Here is a 22,819-nt window from a genome sequence, read left to right as displayed (position 1 = left end):
ATACGTAATCTATTGTTATCACTCATGTTTATTTCCAATCCTGTTTAAAAATGTGTTACTAAATTTACAATTCATCAGTGGCTTTATAGACCTAAAAGAAAAACCCCCGAAAGATTCCTTCCGGGGGTTTAGATTGTGTCTGCGCCGCTAGAAGGATTCAATAGACCTTCCAGCAAACACCTGAAAGGTTAAGCTATATGATGATGGACGACTGCTTTCAAGGTAATGTTCATAATTTTAGGTTCTTTTAAATCACTGCGCTTCAATGGCGCCTACATTATGTAATCGGCCTGATTAATGCAAGAATATTTAGGATGAAAGTAGCTGCTTTCTTACAATTAAATCAACTATGTTAGTTTACAAGTATGTGATTGAATGTTTTGTGAACAATGTTGTCGAAATAATAGATAACCTGAACTCTGGTTAAGACGTGCCGCTTTCCTTTAAATGAATACAATAGCAACAGCCTGTTAGAGAGTTTTTTACATTGGGAACGCGTGGAACACATCCAGAGCTCAGGTTAAATATTAATAAGGAGAAATTATGACTACTGACCTTTTATTTTCGATACTGCCTAGAGAGGGCAAAGTGCCGATTGCACATGATAGCCAGAAAGTAGCAAAAATTGATAAACAAGAAAAACTAAAGGCCTTAAGTGATGAGGAGAAAGAACTTAAGGGCGAGGAAAGGGAAGCTAAGAAAAAGAAGCAACAAAAACAAAATAAAAATGAACAGAGTCCAGAACAAAACACTAATCCAGATCTAGTTGAGAACGCAGATGGCGACGCTGACCAGAAGAAACCCAAAGGACCAAAACATTTAGATATTTATGTTTAAGACCTAAGGCCAAAACCCAAATTATTCGAGTTGTAGGCCGCATAGACGCTCAATCCATGAGTCTAGATTCAGTAAATGAGTGATGACAATATACAAAACTATAGCTTCAAGGGAAGCGGGTATAAATAGATTGTATATTATGTCACCCAGGCTACTGTCAACTAGAGTGAGCAATGGCACTACCAAACCTTTGGCTCACATTAATACATACAAATTACTGAAAGTGAGGACGATATGTCTGAATTTATTATTAGTCAGATGCATATCGAAGCGGCTAGAAATTCTACTGATGACTTCAATCTTTTTCATGATAAAAATCGCTGGCATCATATTCAATCAAATCCCTTTGAAGGTCCTATTGCATTAGGTTTTCAGCTTGGCTGTTTTGTTGAAGACCAAATGAACCGCTCTACTAAAAACTACGCTAGCCACCTTGAATCAAAAGAATTGCCGAGTGAAGATTCTGAACTTCTTAATTTTAGTCAATATGAACTGAGTTTTGCGGGTTCGGTTAAGCCAGGAGATACGATTGAACTCGTTGTACGTGATGGCCGCTTCTCAGAAATATCAGGTGTACAATGTTTTACCAATAGGATTGCCCTTAAAGCTAATGGTAAAACCGTTTTGCTGGGTTATAAACGTTATTCGACACAGCATTTAGTAAAGGGTGTTGTTCCTTTACCTGAACTTAGTGAGGTCATAAACGGCAAAGATAGAAGTTTTATTGGAACAGAGAGATATTTTTTAAAACGTAAATATATGATTGTAGGAAACGCTAAAAATTTTCTGGCGAGTGCTTTTGCCGAACAATCTGAATACATAGATGAATTTGCAGATAAAGTTAGTTTCCCGGAAATGTATCCATTAAGTCTAGTGTCGTCAGCGTTATTAGAGAGAGCAAAAGCCGAAGGCCATAATCTGGTTGAAAAACCTATGATTTATGTGTCCCACAAACTATCTATTGATAGAATATTATTAGCAGGGCTAAAAAGTAATGATGCACTAAATATTCTGGTTAGCTCACCACATTCCACAGGCAATCAAAACTCTGAGAATGTGACGCAAGTTTGTACTTGTGTGTTATCAAATCAACAGGTGATTTTTCATGCAGAAATACAATTAGTGCCACTTTCAGCTTTATTAAACCGGTAGTTTGCAAGGTAGGCATAATTGTAATCTTAGGGGGTAACTCGATATAGATATTACTGTTTATTATTCGCTAAGTGCTCAATGATGGCCTTGTGCTGAGGGAACTGCTTAAGTAATTCGTCTTGGCTTACCTCTATCATATCTTCCATTTCCCAGCCGGGAGCGACCGCTTCACTGACCAAACCAAAGGTTCCGGATGTCAGTTCAGCTGCTTTATAAGTACCGCCAGGTACAGCAAGCTGCAACTGTTGGCCATTTAGTATATCTGGGCCAACAACGACCTTGTCATACTGTCCGTCTGGAGAAATCATATGGTAGGTAATGGGCGCACCCAAATGATAAAACTCGATGCCATCTGAATGTTTAGTATGGAAATGATCGATATTGTTGTCTTCGGTTAACATGTAATAGATAGCCGTCATGGTGGTACGATCGCCACGGACAGTGGTGACCTTATCCCTATGCTGGGCTTTAAATGTTTGACGAAAATAGCCGCCTTCGAAGTGATGTTCTAAATTCAGCTGGGTTATCACTTGTTCTTTAGTCAATACTTTAGTTGGGATAGGAGCGTTTTCGTTATTCATTTATTCGTTTCATTTCTCAGTATTTTCAGAATACGACTATATATGATTTCGGCTAAATTCCAGTCATATCCATCAAAGTTAGATGTATTATTAAATTGAATCACTACTGTGTCGATGTCTTTGTGGTATTCAGCAAAGCTCTGATAACCCACTAGCAAACCTGTATGTTTGTATACGTAAATGGAGGAATAGATATCCTGCTCTCCATCATTAAATACTGAGCCATCGTTTAGGGCGCGCAAAAATATCCCCACATCTTCTGCTGTAGCGAGCATTAAACCGGTATCTTCTGTCTTAAAGTCTTGATCAACACCAACGTAATAACCACTCATCACCTTGTCTATATGCACTTCGCCAAGCGAGCCAAAAGTATTTTTTAAGCCAAGTGGTATCAGTATTTCCTCTTTAATATATTGTTGATGTGTATAACCCACAACTTTATCAATCAGATCAGAAATCAACATATAGTTGGTGTTTGAATAGCCATAACCTTCACCGGGGGCAAAGTTTGCTGGTAAATCTAGTGCGTAATTAAGCGTTTCTTGTTTGTTTTTGGGCGGTTTACTCCAAAACTCTGGATGATCTACAAAATTGGGAATACCACTTCGATGCTGCAGCATCATTCTTAAGGTGATTTTTTCAGCATTTTCAATTCTACCTATAAGTTCTGGAAAGTACTCCGCGAGAGTCTTATCTAAAGACAAACGTTCGGCTTTGACTAATTTTGCGGTCGCTACAGCGACATATAACTTAGTGATACTGGCAATTTTGAATAAGGCGTGTGGGTCGGCAGGTATTTTGTTTTTTCGATCATGCCAGCCTGCAGCATAAAACTCCGCTGGTTTCCCCGCTTGGTCTACATAAACAATGATCCCATCAAACTTATGATCTAAGGCTTCAAGTACTTGTTCTTGCACGGTTGCGGGGAGTGGCATTATCCATGCCCAAACTAAAATCCATGGTAAGAAAAACATCGATATAAAGGTGCTTACCAATAATATTATTCTGAATATTCGTTTAGTTTGATTTTTCTGCATAGTATTTCAGTAAGGTAAGCTTTTATTAATGTGCCGATAATACCCTTACAGCAACTATTTTGTTAATAGCTTGCGTTAAACAAGGTGAAATCTATGATAATTAGCATAAGTGAGGCGCTGCGTTATATGTTAACTAAGTGAATTCTTTGCGGATCAAATAAGTGAATTAGCAGGGGCACGATGCACCCCTGAATACGTCAATCCTGATTAGGCCATTGCTTGAATTTCAGCTAAGGCAAGCTCGATTTCCTGTTCATTATTGAGCAATGAGGGGGCGAACCTTGCATAACTAATTCGATAAGGCGTGTTGCTCATAATAATGCCTTTGTCGTGCATGGTTTTCACCACCATATCTGGTTTCATTCCTTTTACATCAAAACAGACCAATCCCGATGACAGTTCATCACTGGCTGGCGTATATAACTTAACATGGGACATTTTTGCCAAACCTTGTTTGGTTTGTTGATTTAGTTGGTGAATGCGCTTTTGCACATTGGCTTTGCCTAATTGTAAATGTAATTTAAATGCCTCTGGTAATGCCCAGCGATGTTCAAAAGAATGAAATCCGCCTGGCGACATATGTTCACCCATAGGTACTTGATCTTGGGTCATGCCACCCATCCACACGTCGTAAGAGCCACTAAAACTCGGGATCACAGGTTCATTTTGAGACCACGCTTTGTCATTACCCCAAATAACTCCTGTACCTCGAGGGCCGAATATCCATTTGTGGGTGCCTGCAATAAAAAAGTCGCAGCCCAATTCACTGATATCTTGATCTTCAATACCAAAACCGTGCACACCGTCCACACAAAATAGAATTTGTTGATGGGCTTTGCGTTGTTGGTTGAGTTTGTCAATGGTGTCAGCCATGGCCCTGATAGGCAGTTTTACCCCTGTGGATGAATGCACCCAGGTTGCTACAAACACTCGTGTATTACTGGTTATCCCGGCTTTCATGCGTTTCAGCACATCTTCTACGCTGACTTGGGATGGATCATCATAAAGGGCAATTCGGTTTATTTTGGCACCAGTACGGTTGGCGCGGTGTGCTAAAGACATATCTGTAGAATAGTGGTCATGTACTGTCTGTAAAATTTCGTCACCAACTTGTAATTTTAATCCACTGTAAACAATGCCTAGGCCCATAGTAGTGCTGTCGGTGAGAGCAATGTTCTGGGTTTTTCCACCCATATATTCTGCTGCAGAAGCAGAGATATCTCGGTCGATAGTTTGGAAATGTTCATGCCAATAATCTGATGGGTTTTCATCAAATGCCAAGCGATGCCTTTGGATGGCGTCAGACACAGGTTTGGGATGAGAGGCCAATAAAAAAGTGGATAATTGAATGTATTTTCGAGTTAAGGGGAACATGTTTCTTAAAGCCTTCCAATCTCCCGCTTGAATGTTCATTTCGTCACTAGTGGCGTTAGGTGATGCTGCAAGTACTGCACTTGGTAATAAAAAGCTAGCTCCAACACCTAGGCCTAACCCGTTTAAAAAGTCACGTCTTAACATATTTATCTTCCTTTTTTATATCGCTAATTGTGTTTTTTCAACGACAAAACCCAAGGTATATAGTGGTTTATTTTATGTTGATTTTTGCGGGACCTGAGCTAATGTCGAAAAAGTGATTCGACCTAGTTTAGTGTATGGTTCCTAAATACGCTTTATTGTGAAGGGGGAAATATCAAGGATGTTGTGTATTTATTGGTTTCCAGATCGCTACTTGCTTGTGAACTCATTATCATCTTGCGTTAATGGCGGGTGAGTATGTAGTCGAGTCCTAGGATAATATTTGGCTATGCCGATTAATTAGTTGGTACTAGGTGATTTTAAAGCTGAAAGGCATGAGTCGTGCTTTATTTACTCTTGATTTAACCCCAACTCTTTTTGTTTTGATTTGGACAACCCAAGTGAAACTAAGCGGTGAGACTCGGTAAGGTAATAACACAGTTCCTTGTCTTTATCTGAGTGGCTATCAAACTGTTGGATCCATTTCATTCCTCGGTTTGCAAAATATGGGGCGGGTTTGTAATCTTCAGATTCATTCAAAAAACCAAAATTGAGTTCGGATGTTTTAAATGTAAACGCAGGTAGCTCACCCTCAGCCCAGCCTCCAATAGCAAACACCTTACCTGCAACCTTCCAAACATGAGAATCACCCCACTGCTTTAGGTATGTGGTGGGAGGCATTGCTTCACAGAAACGATTGAATTCGTTGTAGTTCATTGCTTATTGGTGGTTAACCATTAACGACGCGCAATCCATTGTGGTCGGTGAGTAGTCTGGCTTCTCTTTGTTTTAATTGGGTTAAATAATCCCTGATTGTTTTGCTGATTAGGGTATTGCGTTTAATTAAATCTAGTTGTGGCCAAGTGGCGCGTTCACCGTGATGAATAAGCTCTTGGATACTTTTTAAACTTGGGTTGGAAGCAATATGTTTAAGATTAGCAAAACTAGCGCTGGGTAAAATATTGATATCGCCCACATATTGTTGATCAATAATAGATCGCACTTTATGTATGCCTAATCTAGCCGCTCGATGGCTAATAACGTTTTCAAGTAAATCAAAAGCATAAATGCTGTTCACTTTGGCAATTTTTGCCGCGTAACGCCAGGTTAAGCCCACTAACCCTGTGGTATCTCTTTTATCTCTAGCCAAAAAGGGCACAGCCACTAAGTTAGTTTGACTGACAATACTATGATTGACCCCATACAAACGGGCTAAACGATCAAAGGGTAGGTCGGCCATAATTGAGCCGTCTGCAAAACGTCGATTAGGAATATAAGGCACAACATCACCGGCTCTGTTTTTAGCCTTTAATTGTACCGGGGAAAATAATATGGGTATCGCCGTTGATGCTCTCACTGCCTGCGTAATAATAGCGTTGGGCGAAGTTTTAGCATTTAACAAACGTGAATGTTGATGCAAATCAGCCGGAGATACTGTAATCGTCATATGCCGACCGGTTTTCTTAAAAGCTTCTTCAAAAGTGGTTAAGTCAAATAATTCAATTAAGGCATTTTCGAGATGGCTACTGTCGAGCAAACTGCCTTTGCCAAAACCTTGCCATAGTCGCCACTGTTTAAATTTTTGTTGGATGAACTCGGGTTGAATCACCTTCAGCAATTCTTCATCGGTGCGTGTACCCACCAATGCTGCGATGATTGAGCCAGCACTGGCACCTGATACTACTTTAGGCAATAAATCATGTTCGATTAACGATTTGATGACCCCACAATGGAAAAAACCAAGACCTGCGCCGCCACTTAACATCAAACAACTGCGACCAAAAGCCTGTGCGGTTTCATCAAAGAAAGACAATTTCTCGTAAAAATCGATTTCATTTTCATCAGCTTGATAAATAAAGTCCAAGGCGCTACATACTTCTTGGATAAATTCTTCAATCAGATGTTTAGTGCCAATTTTGGCGTGTTGATTAAGAGCAGATGATGCAATATTACCCAAGTTACCGTGTAACCCTTCGTGTAAAATATACATCAAACCGGCTACATCACCGCTTATTCTGGCTTGTTTGATACGTTGTACACGTTTACGGATCAAGCGATAGTCATAATCTGTACTATGATCTTTGGCTTTCCATTCATCGGCGCCAGACAATTCGTCATGGGCTTGTGCAGCCTCTAAATATTCTTCATAAGACGTGGCTTGTTGCATAATGTCTTCTAATTCAGCAAGGATTTTATTCGCCATTCAAGTCTCTCAATTTACTAGTCTGACCAGATATAACCGCAAATAATTAGAAATTGCTACCCAAAATTGAAGATGTTCAACTTAAACCATTACCTTTTATCGACTTGATTAGTTAACTAGTTGTATTTAAAAAGGGTTTTATATGGATAATTTCCAACCTAGGCTATTTTTAGATTGACCATTCTAACTCCAATAGTTAGCCTCTTAAGATGGCTCATGTAAGCCGCAAAATAATAATTAACAGGCGCAACTGCTTTCTATGCAATTAATTGATCAACTCGTTACTCATCTCCCTTTGTTATCTATCCCTATTATTAGCGCGATAGTGGGTTGGACTACTAATTTTTTAGCCGTCAAAATGATGTTTTATCCCATCGAATTTGTTGGCCTTAAACCTTTTTTAGGTTGGCAAGGTTTAATCCCCGCCAAGCGCCGAGAAATGGCGGAGATTGAAGTTGAGCTAGTGCTAGGTAAATTGCTCAGCGTGCAAGAATTAGCAGACCGAATAGATCCTTTAGAACTGACTAAAGCCATTCAAAGGCGTCTCAAGCAAACTATTCGGGTGATTATTAATGATGTGATGAAAGAGTCTGCACCTCAGTTATGGGCATCTTTGCCTGTGCATGGCAAAAACCTTGTTTACGCAAGAGTTGAAGCCGATATTCCTAATGTTGTCACTAAAATGGTCAATGACTTTAAGTACAACATTGAAGAGATTGTGGATATTAAAGAGCTGGTGGTCGGTCAGTTAGTTAACGCTCCCGAACTTATCAACGAAATTTTCTTAAAGTCGGGTGAAAAGGAATTTCCTTTTATAGAAAAATCTGGCTTTTATTTTGGATTTTTATTTGGCTTACCGACAATGGTGGTGTGGATGTTTTATCCCACTTGGTGGGTATTGCCAGTAGGAGGCTTAATAGTAGGGTATGCCACCAACTGGATTGCATTAAAGATCATTTTTGAACCTAAACACCCGATTAAATTTATGGGCTTTACCATTCAAGGCATGTTTTTAAAACGTCAGAAAGAAGTCTCTCGGGTGTATTCAGATATTATTGAGTCAAAATTGATGACCTCAAAAAATATTATGGAAATAGCCGTGCATGGGTCGGGGTCTGGTCAATTGTTAGAATTGATAGAACTCCATGTAAATGACGCAATTGAACGTTATGTGGCTATCGCACAGCCCTATTTTGCCTTAGGTGTTGGATCCGACTCTTATTACAAAATGAAAGAACTCGCTACTCAGCGTATTTTTGCCGATTCAGAAAAATACTTAGCCTATGCCTACGAATACACCAATAAAGCCCTAAGAATTGCTGATGATTTGTGTGAGCGTATGCAAGCCTTATCGCCTGAAGAGTTTGAAGGTGTGCTTCGTCCCGCCTACGAAGCCGATGAATGGAAGTTGATTTTAACTGGGGCATTATTAGGTATGGGCGCTGGTTTTATGCAATTGTATCTAGTGTTTTTATAACCCTTCCAAAAAAACTACTTGAGTTAAAAACAAATATTGAATCTATTTTCTAGCTTTTGACGTAGTAAGCTTCATGAAAATTATTCTACTTACCTTATTAACTATGTTGTCTTCTAACGCCTCATCTCAATCGAAAGTTGATTTTTCTGATAGTCAAGAACTCAACTATTGGTATCGTGTGAACGATAGCGTAATGGGCGGAGTGTCTCAGTCAAATTTACGTGTGGTTGATACAATCGCCTATTTCGAAGGGGTTCTATCTTTGGATAATAATGGTGGGTTTGCATCTGTTAGACGTGTCGGCCCATTGGCTCTGGAAAGTGACGGTAAACCTATTTTACTGGAAATAAAAAGTGACGGTAGGGACTACCAATTGCGTCTTAGAACGAATAAAGGGTTTGACGGAATGGCTTACGTGGCAACGTTTTCCAGTCAACGTGATATATGGCAAACCCTGGCTTTTACTGAAAAAGATTTTGTTGCACAATTTCGAGGACGAAAAATAGACGGGGCTCCTGAACTGTTATTTGCTGACGTCAGGCAAATTGGAGTGATGTTGGCTGATAAGCAACCCGGATTATTTCGTTTAGCCATAAAGGGCATCGGTCAATAGCCTTGAATTCAGGTTTGATTTTTATCTAACAGTTCAAATATACCGGTCAAAGATTGCGTTAATTTATGCTTAGGCGCCAGTAAAATAAGGGGTTTTTTAGCCTGGTGAGACTCGCGCATTTTAACCGATTGACCAATATATTCTAACAAAACTGGGAAACCCTCAGCTATTAATTCATTCACAATTTGTTTGGGTAGGTTAGCATTAGTCATGTATTGATTGGCTATGATCCCTTCAATTTCCAAGTCTTCATTATGATCTTCTTTTATTTCGGCAATTTTTAGTTGCAAGCTATATAAGCCTTGCCTAGCGAAGTCATCACAATCGATAGGTATTAAACATCGTTGTGCCGCAATTAGCGCCGACATACTGTAAAAGTTTAATGCAGGTGCTGTATCGATAAATATGTGCTGATAGGTACCTTTCAGAGACTCCAAGGCCTCCCGTAGTTTATAAATTTTATGCCTGCTGTCTAATTCACTCTCCAGCTCGGCTAAACGTTCAGAGCCAGGAATAATATCCAGATTAGGCACTTGTGTAGGATGACAGAAATCACTGGCAGGACGACGATGTAGGTGAAAGGTTATCGTTTGTTCAAATAAATCCGCAATACTGCTTTCTTTGGGGATGTCAGTGGCATTTAGATAAGCGGTACTATTACATTGTGTATCTAGGTCAATGAGTAAGGTTGTGTAACCCTGACTAGCAGAAATCGCCGCAAGATTAACGGCTAAACTTGATTTGCCCACTCCACCCTTTTTGTTGAACAGTACTCTTATCATTATTTGTCCTATATCGTTAACCTGAGTTGAGGTTAATTAATCAATGCGTATAAATACAAAAGCTTTATATTCAAACACTTGTACATGGCGCTCACAGTGTGGAATGATACAGCATGCTCCAGCATATTTTGGTGATAATAAAATGAAAACGGCTGAACGTATATTGGTAACTGCCCTTGATATCTTTAATCAACAAGGGGAAAACAATGTTAGCAGTGTCGAGATTGCATTGGAATTGGATATCAGTCCAGGCAATTTGTATTATCATTTCAAAGGAAAAGAAGTCATTATTGCAGCGTTGTTTGATCTTTATCAAGAGCAATTACGCACCATTCTTGATGCCCCAAGTAATCAATCTGAAACTTCTCTAAGCATCGAAGACTTCTTTTATTATCTGTATCTGATTATTGAAAAGAATCACTTGTTTCGATTTTTGTATCGTAATCCTACTGACTTAACTGATAAATACCCTAGTGTGGCCAAAGGGTTCATTAAATTGATGGGCGCTCAAGAACGATGTGTTACAGAGCTTCTAGCGCAGTTTGTAATACAAAAAACGATTAATGCTTCTGCTGGTCAGTGCAATCAAATGGTTGAGATCATTGGTTTAGTCTTTAGTCAGGCCGGTAATTATTATGCTTTGAAAGGTAATGATATTAATGATGATGTGTATTTATACAAAAGTCTGTCAGCCATTTTGTTTGCCTTGTTGCCGTATATCAACATTGAACCAGGTGAATTACATCGTTTACAAGAAGCCATAGCCAATCGTGGATTCTCTAATGAAGATTAAAGGATATAAACCTCAGTTTAAAAGGATAACGTTTTGAGTAAAAAACTAGCATTTCTTGATAAGACCTTTTGGATCACTGAATCTGAGGATAATCCTAAACATGTAGCAAGCTTGCAGCTGTTAAAAATGCCAGCAAAGGCCACTCTGGATTATGTTGATGAACTGGCGGCAGAAATGCGCGCAAATGATCAAGCTTGTGCGCCTTTTAATTGCAGAGTCAGGACTTTTATGGGGTACCCCATCAAGTTTGTACCCGCTGAACAGTTAGACATGCAATACCATGTTCAGCTGCATACTATCGAAGACTTAACCGACAAACCTGCGTTACATAAGTTTGTTGCCAGCTTACATGAACCTTGGTTAGACAGAGACAAACCACTTTGGCAATTTCATTTAATTAAAGACCACAACACAGAACAATTCGCCCTGTATATTAAAATTCATCATATGTGCGGGGACGGCAGTACCCTCATCCGGTGGTTCCAAGCAGGTTACAGCCCTGAGCCAATTGTTGAAGGTTTTGTACCTGTATGGTCAATGGACAGAACGCAAAGAACACGGAATAAACCCCACTGGTTTAAGGCTGCATTTGGCGGCGTTTGGGGTTTTATAATAGCCAGTAAAGATCTTATTTGGATTATATTTAGGCTGCTGCTCAAGTTACTTAGAATAAATAAAGACTACATGCCGTTGCCTTTTTCAGGCACCAAAACAGTGTTGACAGGGCAGGTGAAAAAAGGCCGTGCTATTGCGACCTTGGATATCGACTTTGAACGTATTAAGGCTCTCAGCAAACGTTTAAGAGCATCAGCTAATGAGGTGATGTTATGTGTGTTCGACATTGCGGTACATAGGCAGCTTAGAGATTATGGGCATACATTTAACAAAGCCTTATATACCAATATGCCAATCAATTTACGTAAACCGGGAGAAACAACCTACGGCAATCAGATTGCCATAGTGCCAGTTGAACTAGCACATGGACATACTGATCCTTATCTTAGACTCAGAGAAATAATTGAGAATCATCGCAAAGTTAAAAGGGCGGCGAAAGCTTCACATCCTGCGTCGTTTAGTTATTACACTTTATTAATTCAAACCTATGCCATCATCTTTGAGCTGTTGGGATTGTCGAATTGGGTCAAACCTATCGCTAACACTTTAGTGTCCAATATGCCGGGCCCCTCTGAAAGAATGTACTTTAAAGATAGCCAAGTACTTGCCGCTTATCCTGTTTCAACAATTACGCCTGGTGGTGGTGTGAATATTACTATGGTGACCTATAATGGACGGGCCAATATTGGGCTGGTTTGTTGTAATAATAAGATTGATAGTTTAGAACCTCTTAGGCGTTATTGCCTAGATGCATTCGATATGTTGGAAAAGTGTGTCGATGATCCAAGCTTAAATATTGAGGATATTGGCGAAAAGATAACAGAGGAATTTTCATCAATTGTTGATGACGAACCCTTCAGTCAAAAAGACGTAATTAAATGAAACACGTCCGGCTAAATAACAGAGTGTTGGGAGATTTATTTCCCTGCTTTCATCTTTAGTTTAAAATAGTTAAACTTCAAGGTAATCCAATTGGTATTCAAAGAAATGGCTTCAGTCTCGATAATATTTGCATGTTTAAATAGAGCCTACTCTTTACCAAACCTATTCGCTGTATAAGTTGAGTTAAGATGTTAGATAAAAATTACAATTTTAGCTATACCATTTCGGTAGATAGATTGGTCAATGCAATCAGTGGTAATGAAGAAGAGAAACCTTCTCTTTATCAACAAGCCGCTAACTATTTTAAGCAAGAACCTGTAAACAAACAAAAACTGCAGTTGATAAAAACCGAAATGCAGCAAGTTTTATCTGCCAAGAAAGAACAATCAGGTAAAGAGGCGTTAAAACTAGAAGCCAATGTGGAGCAACTAAAAAGAAAGTATAACCACGAACTCCGAGTGCAAAAAGAAAGTCGGATTACCAGACTTAATGATGCCGTTAGTATGTGCCTCAACTTGTTATCTTTGAGTGAAGGTGAAAATTTTGAGGATACCCAATTAAAAAGTGCCAAGTTTTTAACTACCTTAGTTCTTTTTTCGCCGGGTAAGGGGAAGAAATTAGCTGAACTACACCATAAGTTAAAACCAGCATATAAAGCAGTGTTAAGTTTGCGAGTACTAGATAAGTTGGTTCTCGATGGTGTAGTAAAAAATGCCTATATGATGAAAAATTATGACCCTGAAAAACGTTTTGAACCAGAGGGAAGCGATTATATTTGTTATACGCAGGCGGTTATCCTACCTATTATGCTGGCTGCAGTTTTTCAAGATGTAGGTCTTCAACATCCAGATCTAGTCGAGCTTTTAGAAGGTAAGAAGGGCGAAAAAGACAGATTTCGTTTACTCGAAAAAGATGAGCGTGAAAAGATGTTGCGCTTAAATTATGAATATACGATTGATTATTTACAAAATGGTTTAGGTTGTCAGCAGGCCAGCGATAAGATTATACAAGAAGACGTGTCTGCTTTTGATGAGTCTGAAAAACAAAAACTCAAATTTCAGTTGGGCTTAGTCTTAGATGCCAACTCGTCTAAGCTTGGTACTAGTGAGATTATTAAAATCCCACAAATTTATACGTCTGTTGTTTTTTCGACTAAACGTGACTACCAACGGAAGAGCTTAACAACAGCTTCGATTTTGATTGAACAATTGGCTATTAAAAAAGTTATTAGCGGGCCAATCGCTAAAGTATTTGTAGATATTGTCGGTCAGTTTCCTTTAGGTTATGGCTTTGTCTACATACCTAAAGACATGCGAGGCGAAGAATTAGAGTTATATGAATATGCCATAGTATCGGGCTTAAACCCAAAGTTAGTAGATGAGCCCATATGTCGCCCAGTGACTAAAAATTTGATGTTTTTAACTCACGGTAAAACCATGGTAATGGAGAAAAATATTAACTTGCATTTCCCTGTTGCGCGCAAAAAATTGATGAAAATAGATCCAAAACGCTTAGTTGAGATTATGCAAAAGTTAAGTTACGACTTTAAACCTTCTGAAAGTGCTGGATCGGTTCCCGATTATTGGGAACCCCATAATTACTTTTTTGTTGAGGGTAATCAAAATTTATGGAGTCGTGGGGGGTAAGTTAACCCGCTAGGTAATAGTGATGGGTTTGATTCTATTCAGACCATCATAGTTGCAGGAAAGGATTTGGCGCGAGAATTACTAGCAACTAAACATTGATTACCGTTTAGCTACTTGCGATGAATTGTTTAGAACTTAAATCTCAAATGTCCCTGTTCAACCACTACTTTTTTGCCGTATTGTGCGAATAAACCCTCTTCAAAATCATTGATGTCCAAGCTGTATTGCATGTCTTCACCTGCGGCCAAATCAGTAATGATGTTTTCAATTTGTGGTTTATGGTAATCCAATACTTTTTGTTTGCTGCCACTTAAGTACATTTGCAAATAACTATTAGCTTCGGAAGCAGTAGTGCCCGTCATAATCGAAAAGGCTGTTTTCATTGAACCTGTAACCATAGACAAAACCGGACTAGGGACAAACATATTAATCAGGTTGGAAGTATCTTTTAAAATGGAATATTCGTCGTTTAACATATGAATATCGATAATGCGTAAATCAGTCAGCAGTACGTTTTTTCTGGTCTTTTCATAATGGGGCTTAGCTTGTACGACTAATACTACATGAGCACGATAAATGGGGTTGGCAAGATAAGTGACCTCAATATTGCCCAACACCTCGGCTTGAATATAATCCGCGTTTATTGGCATTGAAATGTTGGTTTTTGATAAGGTAAAACGACCTTCTCCCTTAGGCACTGAAATAGGGAAGGTAAGTGGCAGATGAGGCTGAATTAATTGATTAATTTCATCCGCTGAATGATCCACGTGTTTAAGTCGTTTTAGGCGAATAAGGCACTTGGCCAGGAGTAAGCGAAATGACATTTTAATAGATTGTGAATCCAAACTAATGCTTCTCCATTGATATTTATGATAATACTTAGCGCAACGTGCATTTTATAACTAATTGAATTTTATTGTATAAAATTATTCTGCTGGTAGCGTTCAAGTTTACAAGAAAGTAACACTAAGATATCTTTTTTGATACACTAACTGGTATGACATCAGATGAGTGTTGTGAACGTTATAACCACGGTTGATCCAGTTTTACCTTAGTTTTAACCGCCATAGCTCCTGATATTTTTAGTTCAAATAAGCAATCGATTTCATGCAAAAACTTTCTCAAACACAATTCGACTTTATCATTATAGGTGCCGGTTCAGCTGGTGCTACATTAGCGGCTCGCTTAACTGAAAATAGCCAGTTTAGTGTCTGTTTAATTGAAGCGGGTGGTAAAGACAAAAGCCCGTTTATTCATATTCCATTTGGTTTGGCCTTTCTTTCGAGGATGACTAATTTAGGCTGGGAGTACGATACCGAACCTCAATCTCAACTTAATAACCGTCAACTTTTTTGGCCTCGAGGCAAAGTACTGGGTGGTTCAAGTTCACTCAATGCCATGTGTTATGTGCGTGGTGTGCCAGAAGATTATGACCAGTGGAGTGAGTTGGGTGCTAAAGGATGGGATTGGCAAACTGTGTTGCCTTATTTCAAAAAATCAGAAAAGCAACAACATGGTGAGAGTGAATTGCATGGTGCAGGCGGTTACCTTAGCGTCAGTGATTTAGTGCATACCAACCCTCTTTCTAACTCCTTTGTGGATGCTGCCCAAGGTGCTGGTTTAGCCAAAGTCACCGATTTTAATAGTGTTGATCGAGAGGGACTAGGTTTTTATCAGGTTACTCAGGAAAACGGGCAGCGCTGTTCTACAGCAAAAGGTTATTTAACCCCGGCCTTAACACGCCCTAATTTAACCGTATTAACCAAAGCCTTAGTTGAAAAAATTCAAATTAATAATGGCGTAGCAACAGGGATAAAACTGCAACTTAATGGTCAATCTATTGAACTAACTGCGAACAAAGAAGTGTTGTTATCAGCTGGAGCAATCAACTCACCACAAGTCCTAATGTTGTCTGGGATAGGGCCAAAGGCACATCTAGCTGAAAAAGGTATTGAAACAAAAGTAGATTTACCTGGGGTAGGGCAAAACTTGCAAGACCATCTTGATGCAATAGTTCAACATCGCTGTAAAAGTCGGGAAAGTTATTCTATTTCATTTGCGCTTATTCCGCGTTACGTAAAAGCGGCATTTAATTACATGTTTAATCGCAAAGGTCTGCTCACCAGTAATGTAGCAGAGGCTGGTGGTTTTGATAAAACACAAAGTGCAGGTGATATCCCAGATATTCAATACCATTTTTTACCAGCAATTTTGCTGAATCATGGTCGTACTACCGCATTTGGTTATGGATATGGGGTCCATGTTTGTGGTCTGTATCCTAAAAGCAGGGGCGAAATTAAATTACGTTCTAATAAGCCTGGCGATTTAGCCATGATTGATCCGAACTATTTGCATCATCCTGATGATCAAAAAGTGATGATTGACGGTGTAAGACGCGCGAGGGAAATTTTGGCGGCTCCATCCTTTGAAAAGTACCAATCTTGGGAAATCGGGCCGGGCCCAGAAGCACAAACAGATGAACAAATATTGGCTTTTATCCGCAAAAAAGCCGAAACCATTTATCACCCAGTAGGTACCTGTAAAATGGGGGATGTTGAAGAGACGATGACAGTGGTAGATCCAGAACTTAAAGTAAAAGGTATAAAAGGCTTAAGGGTAGTGGATGCATCTGTTATGCCCACACTTGTTGGTGGAAACACCAATGCTCCAACAATCATGATTGCAGAACGTTGTGCTGATTTAATAAAGCAACAATACCAATAAATTTATCGATTTGGCTAAAGAAAACCATCGATTTTTATCTTTAACATATCGCCTCAATTTATGTGTTTCAGCATAACTGAGGCGTAGTCTTTCGAGCATTGCCAATGTGATTTAGCTTGCGCGGTTGATTTTTGATTGCAGTTCTATACTAATTACTACCTGTCTTAGCACGTTTTAATTCCCGTTGAATCCGCTGTTTCAGGTGATTTGAGTATACAGTTTGTGTTAAATCCGATATCTTTTTATTGATAATAGATCTTAACACAGATTGTGGAGTGTCAAATGAAATAGATGGTACGATTTACTGCTTTGTTTTTACTGTTGTTGATTATGGGTTGTGCAAGTCACGACGACTTATCTAGCTCCATAGATACCCATTCTGCTCGTATAGCTCCTCACCTTAATTGGCAAAGTGATGACTACAATCTAATCGAAGTCCCTCAAATAGAAGATATCTTTTATCTTAATGATGATAGCGCACAACATTTTTTATCGTATTACCATGCTCGGGAAAATAAAGATATTAAAGGTCATGTGCGTTTGGCTGAATACTTAGGTGACTTTCTCAGTGGTTTCACTTACCGAGGCGATACTTATAATGCTGACTTAGCTGCTATTGAGCAAGCCGGTAATTGCCTATCACTTGCTATTTTAACTAAGGCTTATGCTTCTTTAGTGGGTCTTAAAGTTGAATATCGCAAAGTTAATTCTGAGCCTGTTTATTCTCGAGAAAATGGCATCATGACTATGTCTTCTCATGTTCAAACACATGTTCATGCACCAGCCCAACTCGATAATAAAAAGCTAGATATATACTTTTCAAAGATCATCATAGATTATTTCCCAGCATCCAGAGGAGTAAAGGGGGGGAGAGTAAGTGATGAAGATTTTGTGTCTATGTATTATCAAAACTTGGCCGCCAAGGCATTAGTAGATGATGACTTAGATAGGGCATATTCTTTGTTATCTGCCGCTCTGCAGATATCACCAAATAATATTGAAACACTCAATACCTTGGCTGTTTTGCATAAAAAATCAGGAATGCCAGATGTAGCCGAATCCATATATAGACACACGCTTCAGCATACAAAAGGCTCGGTGAGTATTTTAAGTAACTACGTAATTTTGCTTAACGAAAGTAACAGACATGCAGAAGCTGCGTTATACGAAGACAAGTATTTGGAAATTGAAGATGACAACCCATTCAACTGGCATGATTTAGCTAATCAGGCCTATACAAGAGAAAACTATTGGAAGGCTCTATACCTTTACAAAAAATCCGCAGACATGGCGCCCTATTTACATGAGAATTTTTTGGTCAAGCAAAGACTTATTATCAACTAGGGGACAAGGCTGAGGCCAATAACGCTATGCAAAAAGCATCAGGATTGGCTTATACCAAGTTAGATGAAAAGCTTTATTCGGCGAAATTGGAAATGCTTGAACGTCACCACTAAATAAATTATGGCGAACTAACGACTTGGCTGAACCTCTCAAAAATAATTATGGCATTGATATTGTCACCAAAATATCAAACATGCTGCAGCATGTAGACGTCAACTTCGATAGTGAAGGGTTTGTTGCGCATGTGCAGCAAGGTTATGACAGTCTTGAATTGATGGAGCGAGGCCGGAAAATTGCCACAGCGTTAAAGGTTTATTTACCTGATGATTTTAAGAGTGCGGTAGAAATATTGATCGCGTCGTTAGACTCGCCAGTAGAGCATGAAGAGAATAATAGTATTGCCTCTTTTATATTCTTGCCTCACACCATTTATGTCACTGACAATGGACTCAATGATTTTGATACATCCATGCAAGCACATTATCAGCTGACTCAAAGGTTTACTTCTGAATTTGCCATTCGGCCTTTTATACAACGTTATCCAGAAAAATGTTTGGCTTTATTGAAGTTATGGGCCAATGACTCAAATCAACATGTAAGACGATTGGTGTCAGAAGGCACTCGCACTCGTTTGCCATGGGCTTCGCGTTTACCAGAGTTTATTCAAGACCCATCACCTGTCATTGTTTTATTAGAATTACTAAAAGATGATCCTGAGCTGTATGTAAGGCGGTCGGTTGCTAACAATCTCAATGATATTGGTAAAGATCATCCTGAGTTATTAGCAAATATCGCTAAAAGGTGGCTCAATAATGCTTCTAAAGACAGAATATGGTTGGTGAAGCACTCTCTGCGTAGCGCAATTAAACGTGGCGAGAAGGGGGCATTAGAGGCGTTGGGTTATGGCCAGGTCGTTGATGTGAAAATTCAGCAAGTAAACATAACTCCAGAAAAAGCCAAGATGGGATCAAGCGTTCAAATTAACTTTGAATTGATTAATCAAAGCCGTAAAAAAGCAGCCTTAATGGTCGACTTTTCTATCCTCTTCATCAAGGCCAATGGCAAGGCAAACCCTAAAGTATTCAAGCTTAAAGCCATAGAAATAGAGCCTGCTCAGACGTTACGATTTTCTAAAAAGGTGTCATTGAAAGCGATGACCACGCGAATCTTGTATGCTGGAAAGCATCAGGTTGAGGTTATTATCAACGGACAACGCACCTTGATTGGACACTTTGACTTAAACGAATAACCTGCTTCAACTCACATAAACGACACCAGTTCGATTGAACTGGTTTGCTCTAGAAAAATCAACCAACTCATTTGAATGAGAGTAAGCCTTAATTATCAGACTATAAATACATTCAGATTAGAGTGTAAATCTATGATACTTTTTGCAATGGTACTGTTGGCTTTTGATGTTTCCTTCGCACCTTGCGCTGTGATATCCGCCAGTTCGCTGATTTTAACAATGTTCTTATTTATCTCTTCAGCCACGGCCGATTGTTCTTCTGCCGCAGCGGCAATCTGTACGTTTAAGTCTGATATTTGCGAGACAGAATCTGAGGCTTCTTCAAATGTTCGACTAGTTTTTGCACTTTTTTCAAGACATGAATTTGCGCTTTCTGTGCCTTTGTTCATGCTTGTGACTGCGTTATTGGCCTCAGTCTTTAATCTTAGCAATAAGTCTTGAATATCAACTGTTGATGTTTGTGTACGTTGCGCTAACGTGCGGACTTCATCGGCCACTACTGCGAAACCACGTCCTGTTTCACCTGCTCTAGCAGCCTCTATGGCGGCATTAAGTGCCAACAAGTTGGTTTGCGCGGCAATGCCTTGGATTGACTCTAGTACATTTCCAATATTGTTGGTTTCCTCTACTAAACTTCCTATCACCTCTGATGCTTCGCTTACTTCTTCTGATAATTTTTTGATAATAGTCTGAGTTTCGATAGCATCTTTTTGCCCTTCAACTACTTTGTCTTTTACATTTTGCGTGACATCGGCAGCGTGGGAAGCACTTCGCGCGACTTCATGTGTGGTGGTGCTCATTTCGTTGACAGCTGCGGCCACTAATTCTGTTTCGGTTCTTTGGTTATCTACATTTGAAGCAGTGACCCGCATTGCTTTTAATGCTTCTTCTGCTGAATTACCTAAATCATCCGCCTGATTATTAGTATTGCTAATCAGTGTTCTTAATACATTGAGGAATTGATTAAACGAACGGGCTACATCACCGGTTTCATCTTTGGCTTTTTCATCCAATCTCACTGTTAAATCACCGTCCCCGTTAGCAATTTCTGCCAACCTTGAAGCCAAAAAGTTGATTGGTTTAACGATAGATTGGCTAATGATGGACGGTAAGACCAAGCCAACTGCTAGGGCAATGACAAAGGAAACGGAAATCCAAACAATTCCTGACTGTTCATCATGTTCGGCTTGTAATGAAGCTTCTTGGGTGAATTTCATTATTTCCATTGATAAATCAATTAGTTCCTGTTGCAATTTATCCTGTATTTTTTCTACATCAGTAGCAAACTCTACAAGCTCGACTGTTCCTGAAATTGAATCAAAAGTCTCAAGTTTACTTGTAAATACGGCATAACGTTGTTGTGCATCGTTTAACACACTCAAAATGTGACGATATTCTTTTTTAGCTTGTTCTGTATGAAGAATTTCAATAGCTTTGGTAATGAATGTTTTGGTTTGGTCCATTTCTTGGTCGATAGTCTTGCTTAATTCAAACAGTTTATTGTTAACACTCGACGATTTTTCCGAACTGAAATCACTATTTTGTGCACGGATAGAAGCATAAAATAAAGCGCGTTCGAACAAAATAGACTGGGAAAGTTGTAGCTCGGTAATATGTGTTATTTTAGAACCAAGAGGTATATGTTCTTCGGCAATATCTACTAATTCACTGCCAATTTTCGCCATTTGAATTAATGCTATAATGCCCATAATCAACATGAGAATAAGCTTCGTAAAACCTAATAAATAAATTTTTTGGCTTATTTTGATACGTTTTAGCATTGGTCTTAATCCTCATCTAAATTTGATTTGCTGTTGTGTTTAAAGTGTTCCAGCAAATCCATTGCAAAGTTAGGCTTCTGTGCAAGGTAATCAGTGCGATCATTATGCTCTAGAAAATCAGAGTAACCTTCTATTTCGATTGCGGAAGATAGATCTAGATTTTTGTAACCCATCCGCCAATCAGGGAAACTTCGTTTAGATATCGGCGTTTCCCCTAATAAATTCACCCGGGTGTGACGTTCATCAAGTTTAATTTTTGCATAAAGTGTTGTTAGCACTTCCGAGTCACCTTCTAGTGCCTGTACAAAGGTGCCATATCCATCGTAAAGCAACAGCCCAGTTACTTCTGTGGCATGGTTTTTCTGGCGGAAGGTGCGCAGCATAGCTTGCACCTCTGCAGTTGTGAAACGCTTGTTTGCCTTGCTTATGTACACTAGTTCAATCATATAAATTACTCGTCATTTTAATTTTTAATGGACGATTCAGATTCAAAAAAGACTCACAAACGATCCATTATTTTGAATAACTAATTGTTTTGTGAGCACTTCGTCTTATCTGCTTAACTTGATAATTCCTTTAGGTCATTTGTGGTTTAGAATGGTTTGATAAATGCTAAGCCTAATACATAGGCTTTTTCCCCGTCGATGAAATCTACTGCCACGGTAGGTTCAATTCCAAAATCACCTACATGGAACTCATAGTTTGCACTCACTCGATACAAGTCTTCTGTGTGTGGGTGAGCACCACCAATTTTTTCCTTACCTATGCCAAATCCAACTCTTACGTTTTTTACTGGGTGATAAAATAGCTCAGCAATTGTCACTGTTACGCCATCACCATGATGTGCATCATCTACTTTTTCGTATATTGCTCCGAGTCCCCAATGTTGGTTGAATTTATATTCATACTCGATGCCATAGGTAAAATGTGTTTCATCTGCGGCATTTGTATAGCCGAGAAAAATACCGGGGAAGTGACGTGCATCGCCTGCTGCGAGCACCGTACCTGAGTTAATTAGTAACAATGCAGATAACAGGATTGTAGAGTTTAATTTCATAGTAATTCCTTCGTAAAAAAACATGACCACAGTGGTACTAAAAAAGTCACATAAATTCTAACACTAATCTATTTAAATGGTCATTTAGACTAAAGTATTAGAGTGCTCAATAATCTGTTTGAAGATAGACAGAAAATCGTCGATTGCGAGCCTTAACTTTTACGTCTATGTGCTTGTTAAAACTCGATCTTTTTATTTGCTAAACTTTCTTTTATGAGCAACAAATGTCAGTCATTTTCCACTGATTAATTACGTCTTCATGCGTTTAAGGGAGCGGGTAGATAACGTGTTTTGAACGTTCAATGTTGGCAATGAATAAATGGCTGTGAACCAACATATCTATACTCATTTTTTGTAACTCAATGAAGTAGAAAATGATGCATGTGAATGCTGTTTGATTGTTTGGATAATGACAAACTTTTTTTGAGTCTTTTATATTGGCAAAGACATTTTTAAAAGGCTATGTTTGTATTAACTGTTGTTGAACACTAAACATACTGTTTTTATTGAACTTTTCATCATTGTCCAAAT

20 protein-coding genes and 1 other annotated feature are annotated in these 22,819 nt (G+C 39.0%); of the genes, 10 read left to right on the top strand and 10 right to left on the bottom strand.

The genetic code is table 11. From position 1 onward, the window contains the following. Window positions 1-97 precede the first annotated feature (97 nt). Window positions 98-211: a sequence feature (His leader region), on the bottom strand. 332 nt (window positions 212-543) lie between these two features. Together QZ488_RS15645 and QZ488_RS15640 are read left to right on the top strand one after the other, a co-directional pair. After that, window positions 544-837, top strand: a complete 294-nt coding sequence (locus QZ488_RS15645) for a hypothetical protein (RefSeq protein WP_293750459.1) — start codon at window positions 544-546, stop codon at window positions 835-837. A 234-nt stretch (window positions 838-1,071) separates the two neighbouring features. After that, complete coding sequence (locus tag QZ488_RS15640; protein ID WP_293750457.1) at window positions 1,072-1,989, top strand: hypothetical protein; 918 nt, start codon at window positions 1,072-1,074, stop codon at window positions 1,987-1,989. Between the two features lie 50 nt (window positions 1,990-2,039). On the opposite strand, the gene QZ488_RS15635 is transcribed toward QZ488_RS15640, so the two are convergent. The 5 genes from QZ488_RS15635 to QZ488_RS15615 form a co-directional block, all read right to left on the bottom strand. After that, the gene (locus QZ488_RS15635) at window positions 2,040-2,570 is read right to left on the bottom strand and encodes a cupin domain-containing protein (protein ID WP_293750455.1); all 531 of its coding nucleotides are present in this window, start codon (window positions 2,568-2,570) and stop codon (window positions 2,040-2,042) included. Further along, window positions 2,567-3,607, bottom strand: a complete 1,041-nt coding sequence (locus tag QZ488_RS15630) for a serine hydrolase domain-containing protein (RefSeq protein WP_293750453.1) — start codon at window positions 3,605-3,607, stop codon at window positions 2,567-2,569. The genes QZ488_RS15635 and QZ488_RS15630 overlap by 4 nt, the downstream gene beginning before the upstream one ends. A 207-nt stretch (window positions 3,608-3,814) precedes the next feature. Beyond that, window positions 3,815-5,125: an aminotransferase class V-fold PLP-dependent enzyme gene (locus QZ488_RS15625; protein ID WP_293750451.1), complete on the bottom strand. Its 1,311-nt coding sequence runs from the start codon at window positions 5,123-5,125 to the stop codon at window positions 3,815-3,817. 348 nt (window positions 5,126-5,473) lie between these two features. Continuing rightward, window positions 5,474-5,839, bottom strand: a complete 366-nt coding sequence (locus QZ488_RS15620; RefSeq protein WP_293750449.1) for an MmcQ/YjbR family DNA-binding protein — start codon at window positions 5,837-5,839, stop codon at window positions 5,474-5,476. A gap of 13 nt (window positions 5,840-5,852) precedes the next feature. Further along, window positions 5,853-7,325, bottom strand: coding sequence for a DUF3336 domain-containing protein (locus QZ488_RS15615; protein WP_293750447.1), 1,473 nt, complete (start codon window positions 7,323-7,325; stop codon window positions 5,853-5,855). 259 nt (window positions 7,326-7,584) lie between these two features. Here QZ488_RS15615 and QZ488_RS15610 point away from each other — a divergent pair, with 259 nt between their 5' ends. Together QZ488_RS15610 and QZ488_RS15605 are read left to right on the top strand one after the other, a co-directional pair. Further along, entirely contained in the window at window positions 7,585-8,802 is a 1,218-nt protein-coding gene (locus QZ488_RS15610; protein WP_293750445.1) for a DUF445 family protein, read from the top strand. Between the two features lie 73 nt (window positions 8,803-8,875). Continuing rightward, window positions 8,876-9,415 (top strand): CIA30 family protein, encoded by a 540-nt coding sequence (locus QZ488_RS15605; RefSeq protein WP_293750443.1) that lies wholly within the window; start codon window positions 8,876-8,878, stop codon window positions 9,413-9,415. Window positions 9,416-9,423: 8 nt separating this feature from the next. Here the strand turns inward: QZ488_RS15605 and QZ488_RS15600 are convergent, their stop codons facing one another. Then, window positions 9,424-10,197, bottom strand: a complete 774-nt coding sequence (locus tag QZ488_RS15600; RefSeq protein ID WP_293750441.1) for a ParA family protein — start codon at window positions 10,195-10,197, stop codon at window positions 9,424-9,426. A 43-nt stretch (window positions 10,198-10,240) separates the two neighbouring features. Here QZ488_RS15600 and QZ488_RS15595 point away from each other — a divergent pair, with 43 nt between their 5' ends. From QZ488_RS15595 to QZ488_RS15585, 3 genes are all read left to right on the top strand, one after another. Then, on the top strand, window positions 10,241-10,990 hold the full coding sequence (locus QZ488_RS15595; RefSeq protein WP_293750439.1) for a TetR/AcrR family transcriptional regulator: 750 nt from the start codon (window positions 10,241-10,243) through the stop codon (window positions 10,988-10,990). 33 nt (window positions 10,991-11,023) lie between these two features. Then, entirely contained in the window at window positions 11,024-12,487 is a 1,464-nt protein-coding gene (locus tag QZ488_RS15590) for a wax ester/triacylglycerol synthase domain-containing protein (RefSeq protein ID WP_293750437.1), read from the top strand. 188 nt (window positions 12,488-12,675) lie between these two features. Then, window positions 12,676-14,133 (top strand): hypothetical protein, encoded by a 1,458-nt coding sequence (locus QZ488_RS15585; protein ID WP_293750435.1) that lies wholly within the window; start codon window positions 12,676-12,678, stop codon window positions 14,131-14,133. Window positions 14,134-14,261: 128 nt separating this feature from the next. Here the strand turns inward: QZ488_RS15585 and QZ488_RS15580 are convergent, their stop codons facing one another. Continuing rightward, the gene (locus tag QZ488_RS15580) at window positions 14,262-14,978 is read right to left on the bottom strand and encodes a DUF1439 domain-containing protein (protein WP_293750433.1); all 717 of its coding nucleotides are present in this window, start codon (window positions 14,976-14,978) and stop codon (window positions 14,262-14,264) included. Between the two features lie 262 nt (window positions 14,979-15,240). Here QZ488_RS15580 and QZ488_RS15575 point away from each other — a divergent pair, with 262 nt between their 5' ends. From QZ488_RS15575 to QZ488_RS15565, 3 genes are all read left to right on the top strand, one after another. After that, window positions 15,241-16,857 (top strand): choline dehydrogenase, encoded by a 1,617-nt coding sequence (locus QZ488_RS15575; protein ID WP_293750431.1) that lies wholly within the window; start codon window positions 15,241-15,243, stop codon window positions 16,855-16,857. A gap of 291 nt (window positions 16,858-17,148) precedes the next feature. Then, a complete protein-coding gene (locus QZ488_RS15570) occupies window positions 17,149-18,201 on the top strand; it encodes a hypothetical protein (protein ID WP_293750429.1) in 1,053 nt (350 codons plus the stop codon). 136 nt (window positions 18,202-18,337) lie between these two features. Further along, window positions 18,338-19,450, top strand: coding sequence for a DNA alkylation repair protein (locus tag QZ488_RS15565; protein ID WP_293750427.1), 1,113 nt, complete (start codon window positions 18,338-18,340; stop codon window positions 19,448-19,450). Between the two features lie 95 nt (window positions 19,451-19,545). Here QZ488_RS15565 and QZ488_RS15560 read toward each other — a convergent pair whose 3' ends face one another. The 3 genes from QZ488_RS15560 to QZ488_RS15550 form a co-directional block, all read right to left on the bottom strand. Then, entirely contained in the window at window positions 19,546-21,231 is a 1,686-nt protein-coding gene (locus tag QZ488_RS15560) for a methyl-accepting chemotaxis protein (RefSeq protein WP_293750425.1), read from the bottom strand. Window positions 21,232-21,236: 5 nt separating this feature from the next. Further along, window positions 21,237-21,677 carry a BLUF domain-containing protein gene (locus QZ488_RS15555; protein ID WP_293750423.1) on the bottom strand — a complete coding sequence of 147 codons (441 nt, stop codon included), beginning with the start codon at window positions 21,675-21,677 and terminating at the stop codon, window positions 21,237-21,239. A 146-nt stretch (window positions 21,678-21,823) separates the two neighbouring features. Then, window positions 21,824-22,288 (bottom strand): hypothetical protein, encoded by a 465-nt coding sequence (locus QZ488_RS15550; RefSeq protein ID WP_293750421.1) that lies wholly within the window; start codon window positions 22,286-22,288, stop codon window positions 21,824-21,826. Window positions 22,289-22,819 lie beyond the last annotated feature (531 nt).

Origin of the sequence: uncultured Paraglaciecola sp. (genome assembly GCF_913020055.1) — a bacterium.
Classification (GTDB): Bacteria; Pseudomonadota; Gammaproteobacteria; order Enterobacterales; family Alteromonadaceae; genus Paraglaciecola.
Note: the sequence above shows the minus strand (reverse complement) of the source record. Positions and strands in the feature narration are given on the sequence as shown.

What these genes read in the sequence shown, in the direction of transcription:
- QZ488_RS15645 (WP_293750459.1), top strand. Translation starts at nt 544, where the DNA reads ATGACTACTGACCTTTTATTTTCGATACTGCCTAGAGAGGGCAAAGTG.
- QZ488_RS15640 (WP_293750457.1), top strand. Translation starts at nt 1,072, where the DNA reads ATGTCTGAATTTATTATTAGTCAGATGCATATCGAAGCGGCTAGAAAT.
- QZ488_RS15635 (WP_293750455.1), bottom strand. Translation starts at nt 2,570, where the DNA reads ATGAATAACGAAAACGCTCCTATCCCAACTAAAGTATTGACTAAAGAA.
- QZ488_RS15630 (WP_293750453.1), bottom strand. Translation starts at nt 3,607, where the DNA reads ATGCAGAAAAATCAAACTAAACGAATATTCAGAATAATATTATTGGTA.
- QZ488_RS15625 (WP_293750451.1), bottom strand. Translation starts at nt 5,125, where the DNA reads ATGTTAAGACGTGACTTTTTAAACGGGTTAGGCCTAGGTGTTGGAGCT.
- QZ488_RS15620 (WP_293750449.1), bottom strand. Translation starts at nt 5,839, where the DNA reads ATGAACTACAACGAATTCAATCGTTTCTGTGAAGCAATGCCTCCCACC.
- QZ488_RS15615 (WP_293750447.1), bottom strand. Translation starts at nt 7,325, where the DNA reads ATGGCGAATAAAATCCTTGCTGAATTAGAAGACATTATGCAACAAGCC.
- QZ488_RS15610 (WP_293750445.1), top strand. Translation starts at nt 7,585, where the DNA reads ATGCAATTAATTGATCAACTCGTTACTCATCTCCCTTTGTTATCTATC.
- QZ488_RS15605 (WP_293750443.1), top strand. Translation starts at nt 8,876, where the DNA reads ATGAAAATTATTCTACTTACCTTATTAACTATGTTGTCTTCTAACGCC.
- QZ488_RS15600 (WP_293750441.1), bottom strand. Translation starts at nt 10,197, where the DNA reads ATGATAAGAGTACTGTTCAACAAAAAGGGTGGAGTGGGCAAATCAAGT.
- QZ488_RS15595 (WP_293750439.1), top strand. Translation starts at nt 10,241, where the DNA reads ATGCGTATAAATACAAAAGCTTTATATTCAAACACTTGTACATGGCGC.
- QZ488_RS15585 (WP_293750435.1), top strand. Translation starts at nt 12,676, where the DNA reads ATGTTAGATAAAAATTACAATTTTAGCTATACCATTTCGGTAGATAGA.
- QZ488_RS15575 (WP_293750431.1), top strand. Translation starts at nt 15,241, where the DNA reads ATGCAAAAACTTTCTCAAACACAATTCGACTTTATCATTATAGGTGCC.
- QZ488_RS15570 (WP_293750429.1), top strand. Translation starts at nt 17,149, where the DNA reads ATGGTACGATTTACTGCTTTGTTTTTACTGTTGTTGATTATGGGTTGT.
- QZ488_RS15560 (WP_293750425.1), bottom strand. Translation starts at nt 21,231, where the DNA reads ATGCTAAAACGTATCAAAATAAGCCAAAAAATTTATTTATTAGGTTTT.
- QZ488_RS15555 (WP_293750423.1), bottom strand. Translation starts at nt 21,677, where the DNA reads ATGATTGAACTAGTGTACATAAGCAAGGCAAACAAGCGTTTCACAACT.
- QZ488_RS15550 (WP_293750421.1), bottom strand. Translation starts at nt 22,288, where the DNA reads ATGAAATTAAACTCTACAATCCTGTTATCTGCATTGTTACTAATTAAC.